A 12,549-nucleotide genomic window follows, 5' to 3' on the forward strand; every position below is an offset into this window, starting at 1 on the left:
ACCGGTCCCAGCGGAGGACTGTCCACCGGACCGGGAGGTGGACTCTCAACTGGCCCAGGAGGCGGCCTTTCCACTGGCCCCGGGGGCGGGGTGTCGCTCGTGCTCTTGCCGACGGCGCCGGCCGAGTAGGACCAGGGCAGCAGCTCCCCCTTGGCCCACTTGTCCGTCTGGTCGGTGTAGTGGGCGCTGAAGGCGTGCCCGGAGGCGCCGGTGAGGTTGATCCACTTCGACTTGTCGAGGTCGGCGAGGTTGACCACCATCCGCATGGACGGCACCCACACCACCCCGTAGCCGCCGGCGGCGTTCCACCCGGAGGCGTTGACCGCGGCCTCGCCGCCGCTGAGCTTCCACGGGCCCCGGTTGAGGACGTACTTCAGGAAGCCGGGTCCCTCGGTGCCCAGGGTCTGGTTCTTCAGGAACAGGCGGTGCAGCCGTCCCCAGTTCCAGGTGTCGATGTCCTTGCCGAGCTTCGAGGTCAGCTCCCAGCGGGCGTCGATCAGGGCCCGCTCGAAGAGCTGGTCGCGGTTGTCGGCCTTGGGGCGGGTGCCGGAGGCCGGCGTCTTCCACCAGTCGCTGTTCGGCTGGTTCACGAGGGTGCGGACCACCTCGAACCAGCGGTCGCCGCCGTCCGGCTGGGCCTGGTCGGCCGACCGCTCGCCGCACTCGCGGACCTTGGTGGTCTCGTCCACCGGCCCGGTGTTGCCGGTCGGCTCCACCCACAGGCACTGGCCCTTGACCCGCAGCTCCTTGGGCAGCTTGTTGCCGAAGGCCAGCTTGAGGATGTTGCGCCACACCGCGTTGAAGTACGCGGCCGCCGCCGAGTCGGCGTCCTGGGTGTAGTCCCAGCCCTCCAGCAGCTTCTGTGCCTGCCGGACGTCCTTGTCGCGGATGTCGACCTTCAGCAGCATGGGCACGAGCAGCTTGGCGATCTCGCTGCTGTTGTCCATCTGCATCTGGCGCATGTCGTCGGTGGAGATCTTGCCGCCGCCGTCGATCTTCGACTGGATCAGGTCGGCGATGCGCTGGCTGCGCGTGCCGTAGCCCCAGTCCGTGGTGAGCGTGTACGGGTACTTGTCCGGGGAGACCACGGCCTGGTTGGCGGTGACGATGTAGCCCCGCTTCGGGTTGTACTCGTAGGGCAGCTCGGCCTGCTTGAGGTAGCCCTTCCAGTCGTACTTCGAGTCCCAGCCGGGAGCGGGCACCGAGCCGTCGTCGTTCTTCGCGCGCTCGGGGATGCGGCCCGGCAGCGTGTAGCCGATGTTGTTGTCGGTGTCGGCGTAGACCAGGTTCTGCGAGGGCACGTCGAAGAGCGCGGCGGCCGAGCGGAAGTCGCTCCAGTTCTTGGCCTTGTCGAGGGCGAAGACGGCGTCCATGGTGGTGCCCGCGTCCAGCGCGGTCCACCGCAGGGCGATGGCGTACCCGTCACCGCGGTCCGGTGCGGCGGTGGTGACCTGGGCCTTCTTGCCCACCTGCACCAGCTCGTCGTCGCGGTCGGACAGCAGCGGCCCGTTCTCGGTCTCGCGCACGACGATCGTCTTGGAGGCGCCCCCGGCGACCTTGATGGTCTCCTGGCGGGTCCGGAACGGCACCGTCTTGTCGTCGCGCAGGTAGCCGTCGCCGCTGAGCTTCTCCAGGTAGAGGTCGGTGACGTCGACGCCGGAGTTGGTCATGCCCCAGGCGATGTCCTGGTTGTGGCCGATGACGACGCCGGGCATGCCCGCGAAGGTGTAGCCGGTGACGTCGTAGGGGCACTTGCCGGACACGGCGCGGCAGTGCAGGCCCATCTGGTACCAGACGGACGGCAGCGAGGCGCCCAGGTGCGGGTCGTTGGCGAGCAGCGGCTTGCCGGTGATGGTGTGCTTCCCGGCCACGACCCAGGAGTTGGAGCCGATGCCGTCGCCGTTCACGCCGACGGCCGTCGGCAGGTTCTGCATGACGTCGCGCAGGCCCATGAGCTGGCTCTGCACGCCCGACCCGCCGGAGGCGCCGTCCGAGCCGCCGCCCGCCGTGGTGCCGGCGGTGAGACCGCTCGACGTTCCGGTGCCGGTGCCCGTGCCCGTCCCTGTGCCGGTGCCCGTTCCTGTGCCGGTTCCGCTGCCGCTGATACCCGAGGTGCCGGAGCCGCCGAGCGGGCTGCCGGAGCCGCCGGACGCGCCGGAGCCAGCGGACCCGCTCGCGCCCCCTTCGAACGCCTGAGCGAGTTCGTCGTACTGGCCCTGCGTGACGATCGGCTTGTTCCGGCTGTACGGGTAGTCCGGGTACAGGTCCTTGATCTGTTTGGGACCCAGACGGCTGGTCATCAGGGCGCGGTCGATCTCGTCCTGCATGTTGCCGCGCAGGTCCCAGGCCATCGCCTTCAGCCAGGAGACCGAATCGACGGGGGTCCACGGAGCGGGCTTGTAGTCGTTGGTGAAGCCGAGCGCCGCGTACTCCAGGGAGATGTCCTTGGCGTCGCGGCCCTTGAGGTAGGCGTTGACACCCTGGGCGTAGGCCTGGAGGTACTTCTTGGTGGTGGCCGACAGCTTCTTGTCGTACTCCTGCTCGGCGACCCGGTCCCAGCCCAGGGTGCGCAGGAACTCGTCGTTCTGGACCTGCCCCTTGCCGAACATCTCCGACAGGCGCCCGGAGGTCATGTGCCGGCGCACGTCCATCTCGTAGAACCGGTCCTGCGCCTGGACGTAGCCCTGCGCCATGAAGAGGTCCTGCGGGGACGAGGCATAGACCTGCGGGATGCCGTAGCCGTCCCGCTTCACGTCGACGGGGCCCGACAGGCCCTGGAGCGTGACCGAGCCCTTGGTCTGCGGGAAGGAGGCGCGGACGGTGCTGACGGACCAGTAGGCCCCGTAGGCGATGCCTCCGATGATGGCCAGCACCAGGACAAGCACGATCAGTCGGGCTTTTCGCCCCTTCTTCCTGCCGGACTTGCCGGGCTTGTCACCCGTTGTGGCGGTGGTGTTGGGGGGCATCGCTGTCCTTGCTGTCCTAACGCGAGCGGCAGGCGGTACTGGAGTGCTGGAGCAACCATAGGCGCAGGACCCTGTGCCCCTTGACGCGGAGTCGGGTCCAGGCAGGCACGGGCGTTCGATCAGGCCGCCGGAAGCGTCAAGAAAGCGTCAAGAGTTAGGTAAGGTAACGAAGTAACCGGAGAACGCGGAGAACTCGCGGAAGGAACCGCCACTGACTGTCCAGCACCTCAACCAGCTCCTGCTCGCCTGCTCCCTCGTCCTGCTCGTCGCGGTCGCGGCGGTGCGGATCTCCTCGCGCAGCGGGCTCCCCAGCCTGCTCGTCTACCTGGGGATCGGCATCCTCATGGGGCAGGACGGCCTCGGTCACGTCCACTTCAGCAACGCCGAGATGACCCAGGTCATCGGATACGCGGCTCTCGTCGTGATCCTCGCCGAGGGCGGTCTCGGCACGAAGTGGAAGGAGATCCGGCCGGTTCTCCCCTCCGCCTCCGTGCTGGCGCTGGTCGGGGTCGCGGTCAGCGTCGGCGTCACGGCCGTCGGCGCCCACTACCTGACGGGGCTGGAGTGGCGTCAGGCCCTCATCATCGGTGCGGTCGTCTCCTCGACGGACGCGGCGGCCGTCTTCTCCGTCCTGCGGCGCGTTCCCCTGCCCGCGCGCGTGACGGGCACGCTGGAGGCCGAGTCCGGCTTCAACGACGCCCCGGTCGTCATCCTGGTCGTCGCCTTCTCCACGGCAGGACCCGTCGAGCACTGGTACGTCCTGGTGGGCGAGATAGCTCTGGAGCTGGCCATCGGCGCCGCGATCGGTCTCGCGGTGGGCTGGCTCGGCTCCTGGGGGCTCAAGCACGTCGCCCTGCCCGCCTCCGGCCTCTACCCGATCGCCGTGATGGCGATCGCGGTCACCGCCTACGCCGTCGGAGCGCTGACCCACGGCAGCGGCTTCCTCGCCGTCTACCTGGCGTCCATGGTCCTCGGCAACGCCAAACTGCCGCACTGGCCCGCCACCCGCGGCTTCGCCGAGGGACTCGGCTGGATCGCCCAGATCGGCATGTTCGTCCTGCTCGGTCTACTGGTCACGCCGCACGAACTCCTCGACGACTTCGTGCCCGCCCTGCTCATCGGTCTGATCCTGACCATGGTCGCGCGGCCGCTGAGCGTCCTGCTGAGCCTGCTGCCGTTCCGGGTGCCCTGGCCGGAGCAGGCCCTGATGTCCTGGGCCGGACTGCGCGGCGCCGTCCCCATCATCCTGGCCACCATCCCCATGGTGAACGGCGTCGACGCCAGTGGCCGCATCTTCAACATCGTCTTCGTGCTCGTCGTGGTCTACACCCTGGTGCAGGGCCCGACGCTGCCCTGGCTGGCCCGCAAGCTCCGGCTCGGCCAAGGCCAGGAGGCCGCCGACCTCGGCATCGAGTCGGCACCCCTGGAGCGGCTGCGCGGCCACCTGCTGTCCGTCGCCATCCCGGAGGGCTCGCGGATGCACGGCGTGGAGGTGGCCGAGCTGCGGCTGCCCGCCGGATCCGCGGTCACCCTGGTCGTCCGCGAGGGAAAATCGTTTGTCCCGCTGCCGACGACCGTCCTGCGGCGCGGCGACGAACTCCTCGTGGTCGCCACCGACCCGGTCCGCGAGGCTGCGGAACGGCGGCTGCGCGCGGTCGGCCGGGGCGGCAAGCTGGCGAGCTGGCTGGGCCCGAACGGCGCCACGGCGAGTGGGGGGCCGTGAGGGCGTGGGGGTGCGTGGGGTGCGTGGGCCGCAGGGTTCGGGAGGGCTCTGGGGTTCGGGAGGGCTCTCGGGTTCGCGAGGGCCCTGGAGTTCCTGATGAGGGGGCTCTGGCCTGCTGGGGCCGCCGCGGCCGTGGGACCGGGTCCGTGAGGATCCCTCACCCCGGCGCCTCCCCCCTGTGCCGAACGCAGGGCAGGCCGCCAGTGGTGCTCGCTTTCACAGGGGCACAAGCCTTCCGTCCCTGTAGGATGAAGGCGCACCCTGATCGAACCAACTCTGCCTGACGCAGAGCTGGCGCGACCGTATGGCGGTCGGGACGCTCCCGAGGGGGCGCCGGCATCTACCGCAGTCCGCGCAAGAGGACAGCTCTCGGCGCGCCCGCACCCAAGGGCCCGCGCTACCAGGCGGCAGAAAGGCACGGGCCGTGGGATCCGCGGTCACCACCACCGACCCCGCGAAGACCTCGACGGCTTCCTCCCGACCCGGATACGGGCAACTGCTGCGCACCCGCGGTGCCTGGACGTTCCTGCTCCCCGGTTTCGCCGCGCGCCAGCCGTTCGCGATGCTCACCATCTCCATCGTGCTGCTCGTGCAGCACACCACCGGCTCCTACGGCGCTGCGGGCGCCACCGCCGCCGTCACCGGCGTCTCCATGGCGCTGTTCGCGCCCTACAGCGGACGGCTCGCCGACCGTCACGGCCAGCGCGCCGTCCTGCTGCCCGGTGTCCTGGTCCACGCCGTGGCGGGCCTGACGCTGACCGCGCTCGCGCTGGCGCACGCCCCCCTGTGGGCGCTGTTCGTGGCAGCCGTGCCGACCGGTGCCTCGGTGCCGCAGGTCGGGCCCATGGTGCGCGCCCGCTGGGGCGTGACGCTCAAGGACTCACCGCTGATGACCACCGCGGCGGCCTTCGAGTCGGTCACCGACGAACTGACCTTCGTCTTCGGCCCACTGCTTGCCACCGCCCTGTGCACGGCCGTCGCCCCGGCGGCCGGCCTGTTCACGGAGTCCGCGCTGACCCTGGTCGGCGGTCTGCTGTTCGCCGCGCAGAAGCGCACCCAGCCGCCCGTCTCCGGCGGCGGGCACGCGCGCGTGCGGCACGCCCCGGCCCTCAGCGTCCCCGGTGTGCGGGTGCTGGTCGTGACCTTCCTGGGCATCGGCTCCGTCTTCGGCGGCATGCAGGTCTCGCTGGCCGCCTTCACCGAGTCGATCGGCGAGCCCGGCCTCAACGGCGTCCTGTACGGGACCTTCGCCGCCGGCAACATGCTCTCCGGCATCGTCTGCGGCGCCATCGCCTGGAAGGTGGCCCCGCAGCGCCGTCTGCTCGTCGGCTACACCGCCCTGGCGCTGGCCGCGTCCGCGCTGTGGACCGCGCACTCGGTGCTGCTGCTCGCCGCGCTCGGCCTGCTGGTCGGCATGTGCATCGCGCCCGCGCTGATCACCGGCTACACGCTGGTCGAGAGCCTGGTCCCGGCGGGCGCCAGGACCGAGGCGTTCACCTGGCTCACGGGCGCGGTCGCGCTCGGCCAGGCCGCCGCGGTCACCGTGGCCGGGCAGCTGGAGGACCGCCTGTGGGGCGGCGCCGGATTCCTGGTCCCGATGGCCGGTACGGTGCTCGCGCTGCTGACCCTGGTCACCCTGCGGTCGCGGCTCACCGCGCGGGCCGACAGCCGCCTGGTGGCACGTGGCGTCGGTCACCGCGACCCCGTCGCAGTGGACTGACGCCGAGGAATACGTCACTATGGATCGTCGTTAGCACTCATCGAGTGAGAGTGCCAGGAGGAAGACAGTGCCCACCTATCAGTACCAGTGCACCGAGTGCGGCCAGGGCCTCGAGGCGGTGCAGAAGTTCACCGACGACGCGCTCACCGAGTGCCCCAACTGCGGTGGCCGCCTGAAGAAGGTGTTCTCCGCGGTCGGCATTGTCTTCAAGGGGTCCGGCTTCTACCGCAACGACAGCCGCGGCTCCTCGTCGAGCAGCAGCCCCGCGTCGTCGTCGAAGTCGTCGGCCACGTCGTCCTCGGGGTCCTCCGACTCGTCGTCCTCGTCCTCGTCGGGTTCGTCGTCCGGCTCCGGTTCGTCGGCGTCCTCGTCGTCCACGAGTTCCGCGGGCAGCTCCGCCGCCTGACGCACCGCTTCCAGGACCCTGCCGTCACCGGACGGCGGGGTCTTCGGCGTCCCCTCCGCCGCCCCACTGCCGCAGCCGACTCCCGTCGTCTTCGCCCGGGCGCCCGGTGAGCCGGGAGGCCGGTGTGCCGGGAGGCCGGCTGAGGTCGCGGGCGGTGAGCCGGGAGGCCGGTGTGCCAGGAGGCCGGGAGGCCGGTGTGCCGGGAGGCCGGCTGAGGTCGCGGGCGGCGGCTGAGGTCGCGGCCCGACGGCTGAGGTTCCGGGCGGGCGGCCGGTGTGCCGGGCGGGCGGCTAGTGTGCGGTGCATGGTGAACGCAGAGATCGGTGTCATCGGCGGTTCCGGCTTCTACTCGTTCCTGGACGAGGTGACCGAGGTCCGCGTCGACACGCCGTACGGGGCGCCCAGCGACTCCCTCTTCCTCGGCGAGGTCGCCGGCCGGCGGGTCGCTTTCCTGCCCCGCCACGGCCGCAGCCACCATCTCCCCCCGCACCGCATCAACTACCGGGCCAACCTGTGGGCGCTGCGCTCCGTCGGCGTGCGCCAGGTGCTCGGCCCGTGCGCGGTGGGCGGTCTGCGCCCGGAGTACGGTCCGGGCACGCTCCTCGTGCCGGACCAGTTCGCCGACCGCACGAAGTCCCGGGAGCAGACCTACTTCGACGGACTGCCGCTGCCCGACGGCACCCTCCCCAACGTGGTGCACGTCTCGCTCGCCGACCCCTACTGCCCCGCGGGCCGGGCCGCCGCGCTGAAGGCGGCGCACGGCCGGAACTGGGAGGCCGTCGACGGCGGCACCCTCGTCGTCGTGGAGGGCCCGCGCTTCTCGACCCGCGCCGACTCGCTGTGGCACCAGGCGCAGGGCTGGTCGGTGGTGGGCATGACCGGTCACCCCGAGGCCGCACTCGCCCGGGAGCTGGAGCTCTGCTACACCTCTCTGACCCTGGTCACGGACCTCGACGCGGGCGCGGCGAGCGGTGAGGGCGTCTCCCACGAGGAGGTGCTGCGCGTGTTCGCCGCCAATGTGGAGCGGCTGCGCGGGGTACTGTTCGACACGGTCGCCGCGCTGCCGCCCACCGCGGAGCGCGACTGCCTGTGCGCGACGGCCCTGGGCGGGATGGACCCGGGCTTCGCGCTGCCGTAGCGAAGGCGTGCACCGCACGGCACCGCGCCTGCCCGGACGGCCGTCTTTCGTCCGAGGCAGGCGGAACCTCTCCTTCGGGTGAGGGAGTTGTCCACAACCAGCGGGTAACGCACGGGCTCCGGCGGCGTTCGGCGTGAGGCCTCATCGTGGCATCGCAGGCCGGTTCCACGCCGGTGCCCCGAGCACAGGTGGTGACTCCCATGTCCCTCTCGTCCACTCACCTCTCGTCCGCGTTCCTCTCGTCTTCGTCCGCGCCTCTCTCATCCTCGTCCGTGTCTCTCTCGTCGCCCCGCCCGTCGTCCCTTTCGGTGGCCGCGGACAGCACGCCGGCTACGGACCGCGCTGCGACAGCGGCCCCCTGGCGCACAGCCGGCCCCCCCGCGTCCCCCGCCGCCCTACCGGCGACCGGTGACCGGTTGGCGACCGATGACCACTTCGCAGCCGGTGACCCGTTGGCGACCGCCGGCCGCTTGCCTCCCGGCCCGCTGTCCTCCTGCCCGCCCGGCACGGAGGCCCCGGAGCCGTGCGAGGTGCCGCATTTCGCCCCCGTACGTGTGCGGGGCGGCCGGTACCGGCTGCGCCGGCTGCTGCGGCAGCGCGGACGGGCCGTGGCGGCCGGTCTGGCGGTCACGGCCGCCGCGCTGGTGGCCGCGGGTCCACGGCTGACACCGGACGCGGACGCCCCTCGCGGCGCCCCCGCCCGCGGGCACCCACGGCCGTCGGCCGGCCCGTCCGCCTCCGTCCACGGCGCCCGCGCCACGGACACGGACCGGACGATGACCGTGCCCGTGCGCGTCGCCGACGCGGCGACGGTCCGGCTGCTGCGCCCCGGCGACCGGGTGGACGTGATCGCCGTCCCCGACCCGGCCACGGGCGGCCGGGCCCGGGTGGTGGCCTCCGGAGCACGGGTGAGGAGGGCCCCGGAGCCCCTCGGCGGCCCCGGCGCGGCCGGGCACATGGATTCGGCCACGGGTACCGGCGAGGGGCCCGCCGGCGGAAGCGGCACGGACGATGCCCTGGTCACGCTGGCTGTGCCGCGTTCCACGGCGGCGCGGCTGGCCGGGGCGGGCGCGACGGCCCGATTGGCGGTGGCCCTCCGGTGAGCCATAGGTTGCTGAGCTGTTTGTTGTACAACCTGCATGCCCGAGGAGAGTCCCGACGTGAGTACCAAGAAGGACCCGAGCGTCTGGCAGGGCTTCAAGGCCTTCCTGATGCGCGGGAACGTCGTCGATCTGGCCGTCGCGGTGGTCGTCGGCGCCGCCTTCAGCAACATCGTCAATTCCGTGGTGAAGGGCGTGATCAACCCGGTCGTCGGGGCGATCGGCACCAAGAACCTCGACCACTACAGCTCGTGCCTGAGTTCCAGCTGCAAGGGCGACCAGGGCATCCAGATCATGTGGGGCTCGGTCCTCGGCGCCACCCTGCAGTTCGTGATCACCGCGGCGGTGGTCTACTTCCTGATGGTCCTGCCCATGGCCAAGTTCCTGGCCCGCCAGGAGGCCCGGAAGAAGGCCAAGGACAGCGCGCAGGAGACGCCGGCCATCGAGGTGACCGAACTGCAGGTCCTCAAGGAGATCCGCGACGAACTGGTCGCGCAGCGCGGCGGCGAGCACGAGCGGGTGTAACGGTCACGGGCGGACCGGACCGGTCGGATGGACCGCAGCGGCGGAGCGGACCGGGCCGGTGGGTTGTCCTGTGCCGGCGGAGCGGACCGGGCACGCGGGGCCGACCGGGCTCCTCGGGCCGACCGGGCCGGTGGGGTCTTGGTATCGGGTGGTTCGGCGGCCCTCGTGGGCGCAGGCGGTGCGGCGGGCCGCAGCGTCACAGGTGGTGCGGCGGCTTCTCGTCGAGGAAGCGCTTGAGGTCGGCGGCGGCGTCGCCGTCCGGACGCTCGCCCCAGCCCCGGTCGGTGTCGTCGGTGGACTGCTGGTTCAGCGGATCGTCGAAGACCAGCGCGCTCTTCGGGTCACGCGGCTCGGGGGCAGTGCTCATGCCTCCAGGGTACGGTCCCCGGCGAACGCGCCCCGCGCGGGATTTTCCGGCGGTCGTCTGGTGTGCTGTGTGCCATGACGTCCAGTTCCGCTTCCGCCCGGGGATCCGGCTCCCCGGAGCCCGCCCGCATCCCCCGGCCGCTGCGCCCGCTGACCGCACGCGGGCGACACGAGTCCCACCGGGTCTCCTCACCGCTGGAGCTCCTCTTCGACCTGTGCTTCGTCGTGGCGATCGCGCAGGCGGGCGTCGAACTGGTCCACGCCGTGGCGGAGGGCCATGCCGGGCAGGGCATCCTGAACTACGCGATGGCGTTCTTCGCCATCTGGTGGGCCTGGATGAACTTCACGTGGTTCGCCTCGGCGTACGACAACGACGACGTGCTCTACCGGGTCGTCACCCTGGTGCAGATCGCGGGTGTGCTGGTGCTGGCGGCGGGTATCTCCCGCGCCTTCGCCCAGCACGACTTCTTCCTGATGTGGCTCGGCTACGTGATCATGCGGGTGGCGATGGCCTTCCAGTGGCTGCGCGCGGCCCGGTGCGCCGAGGGCGCGGAGCGCCGCATGGCGGTCCGGTACGCGACCGGCGTGCTGCTGTGCCAGATCGGCTGGGCGGGTCTGGTGCTCCTGCCGGAACCGGGCAGGCCGTGGGTGTTCCTGGTGATGGTGTTCGCGGAGCTGTCGGTGCCGGTGTACGCGGAGAGGGCGCATGCCACCTCCTGGCACCCCCACCACATCGCCGAACGGTACGGACTGTTCACGATCATCGTGCTGGGCGAGACGGTCTCGGCGGCCACGGTCGCGGTGAAGTCGGCCGCGGACGAGCACTTCGCGCTGGGCGAGCTGCTGCCGATCGCGGCGGGCGGCCTGCTGATCGTCTTCTCCGCCTGGTGGATCTACTTCGTGGTGCCGATCCACGGCCATCTGCGCTCCAACCACGAGTCGTTCCTGTGGGGATACGGCCACTACCTGATCTTCGCCTCGGCGGCGGCGATCGGCGCGGGACTGGAGGTGGCGGTGGAGCAGGCCGCCGGCAAGAGCCACCTGTCGGCTCTGGAGGCGTCCGCCGCCGTGACCCTGCCGACCGCGCTGTACCTGATCACCGTCTGGGCGCTGCACGCCCGTCACTTCAAGGTGGGCATCGCCCAGCAGCTCGTCCTGCCGACCACCGCCCTGCTGGTGATCTGCTGCACCTTCCTCGGCCGGTGGGCGGTGCTCGCGGCAGGGCTCGTCTCCGCCCTCGCCGTGACGACCGGTGTGGTCCTGAGCGCGCGGATGACCGCCGGGGCGGGCGGGGCCGGGCCGGGCGGGGACCGGACGGCGCACCAGGCGGCTTGACGTCCTCGGCGGTCCCCGGGGCTCCGCGCCCGCGATCGGGCCGGCCGGCGGGGAGACTGACGCGCATGACAGTGGACGCTTTGACGGATGTGGCCGGGATGCGGGTGGGCCATGCGACCCGCACGGGCGGCGGGTGGCTCACCGGGACGACGGTCGTGCTGGCCCCGGAGGGCGGTGCCGTCGCCGCCGTGGACGTGCGCGGCGGAGGGCCCGGTACCAAGGAGACCGACGCCCTGGACCCCCGCAATCTGGTGCGGACGGTGGAGGCGGTCGTCCTGACCGGCGGCAGCGCGTACGGGCTGGATGCCGCCTCGGGGGTGATGGCCTGGCTGGAGGAGCGCGGGCGCGGGGTCCGGGTGGGGCCCGACCCCTCCCACGTGGTGCCTGTGGTGCCCGCGGCCTGTGTGTTCGACCTGGGCCGGGGAGGTGACTTCCGGGCCCGGCCGGACGCGGCCACCGGACGTGCCGCGGTCGAGGCCGCCGCCGCGAGCGCGCCGGGCGCCCCGGTGGCCCAGGGGTGCGTCGGTGCGGGGACGGGAGCGGCCGTGGGGCCGGTCAAGGGCGGGGTGGGCAGCGCGAGCACGGTGCTCGCCTCGGGTGTCACGGTGGCGGCGCTCGTCGTGGCCAACGCGGCGGGATCGGCCGTGGACCCCGAAACCGGGGTGTTGTACGGCGAGTTGTTCCAGGGGCGGGTGGAGTACCCCGAGGCGCGGGTGCACGAGGCGGCACGTCGGCGGCTCGCCGAAGCCGCCGCCCGCAGTGCTCCGCCCCCGCTGAACACGACGCTCGCGGTGGTCGCGACCGACGCCGACCTGACGAAGGCCCAGGCTCAGAAACTCGCCGGTACCGCGCACGACGGCATCGCACGCGCCGTCCGGCCGGTGCACCTGCTCAACGACGGGGACACGGTGTTCGCGCTGGCCACCGGGGCGCGCCCGCTCGTTCCCGACCCCGGCTCACCCGAAAGCGACTCAGCCGGCACCGGGTCACCCGGACCCGCCTCGCCCGGCATCGCCCCGCCCGCACCCGGTTCCTCCGGCTCGCTCGTCCGCGAAGGGCCCCTCGCCCTGAACGACGTGCTCGCCGCGGGAGCGGACGTCGTGACCCGCGCGATCGTACGCGCGGTGTGCGCCGCCGAGTCGGTGGACGGACCCGGCGGAACATGGCCGGCCTACCAGGAGTTGTACGGGAGGCAGTGATCCGGGCGCGGTGAGACGGGCCCGGCGACAGGGGGGGACAGTGCAGGACATACAGGGCAACCACGCCTGCC

The 12,549-nt window shown here is 72.0% G+C and carries 10 protein-coding genes; 8 read left to right on the forward strand and 2 right to left on the reverse strand.

All coding sequences use genetic code 11. The features are described from left to right. A partial coding sequence (locus ABZ719_RS04655) for a penicillin acylase family protein (protein WP_366723766.1) occupies positions 1-2,966 on the reverse strand: 2,966 nt, incomplete at its 3' end. A gap of 211 nt (positions 2,967-3,177) precedes the next feature. On the opposite strand from ABZ719_RS04655, the gene ABZ719_RS04660 reads away from it, so the two are divergent. The 6 genes from ABZ719_RS04660 to mscL all read left to right on the forward strand — a co-directional run bounded on the left by ABZ719_RS04660 (position 3,178) and on the right by mscL (position 9,578). Next, entirely contained in the window at positions 3,178-4,689 is a 1,512-nt protein-coding gene (locus ABZ719_RS04660) for a potassium/proton antiporter (RefSeq protein ID WP_366724013.1), read from the forward strand. Between the two features lie 424 nt (positions 4,690-5,113). After that, entirely contained in the window at positions 5,114-6,409 is a 1,296-nt protein-coding gene (locus ABZ719_RS04665; RefSeq protein WP_366723767.1) for an MFS transporter, read from the forward strand. Positions 6,410-6,476: 67 nt separating this feature from the next. Beyond that, positions 6,477-6,815, forward strand: a complete 339-nt coding sequence (locus ABZ719_RS04670; protein ID WP_366723768.1) for an FmdB family zinc ribbon protein — start codon at positions 6,477-6,479, stop codon at positions 6,813-6,815. Positions 6,816-7,119: 304 nt separating this feature from the next. Continuing rightward, complete coding sequence (locus tag ABZ719_RS04675) at positions 7,120-7,953, forward strand: S-methyl-5'-thioadenosine phosphorylase (RefSeq protein WP_366723769.1); 834 nt, start codon at positions 7,120-7,122, stop codon at positions 7,951-7,953. Between the two features lie 530 nt (positions 7,954-8,483). After that, a complete protein-coding gene (locus tag ABZ719_RS04680) occupies positions 8,484-9,056 on the forward strand; it encodes an RcpC/CpaB family pilus assembly protein (protein WP_366723770.1) in 573 nt (190 codons plus the stop codon). Positions 9,057-9,113: 57 nt separating this feature from the next. Next, a complete protein-coding gene (gene mscL, locus ABZ719_RS04685) occupies positions 9,114-9,578 on the forward strand; it encodes a large conductance mechanosensitive channel protein MscL (protein ID WP_366723771.1) in 465 nt (154 codons plus the stop codon). Positions 9,579-9,774: 196 nt separating this feature from the next. Here the strand turns inward: mscL and ABZ719_RS04690 are convergent, their stop codons facing one another. Next, positions 9,775-9,945, reverse strand: coding sequence for a hypothetical protein (locus ABZ719_RS04690; protein WP_366723772.1), 171 nt, complete (start codon positions 9,943-9,945; stop codon positions 9,775-9,777). 74 nt (positions 9,946-10,019) lie between these two features. On the opposite strand from ABZ719_RS04690, the gene ABZ719_RS04695 reads away from it, so the two are divergent. Next, positions 10,020-11,279 (forward strand): low temperature requirement protein A, encoded by a 1,260-nt coding sequence (locus ABZ719_RS04695; protein ID WP_366723773.1) that lies wholly within the window; start codon positions 10,020-10,022, stop codon positions 11,277-11,279. Between the two features lie 65 nt (positions 11,280-11,344). Then, positions 11,345-12,478 (forward strand): P1 family peptidase, encoded by a 1,134-nt coding sequence (locus ABZ719_RS04700; RefSeq protein ID WP_366723774.1) that lies wholly within the window; start codon positions 11,345-11,347, stop codon positions 12,476-12,478. Positions 12,479-12,549 lie beyond the last annotated feature (71 nt).

This window comes from Streptomyces sp. NPDC006743 (assembly GCF_040703815.1).
Lineage (GTDB): Bacteria > Actinomycetota > Actinomycetes > Streptomycetales > Streptomycetaceae > Streptomyces.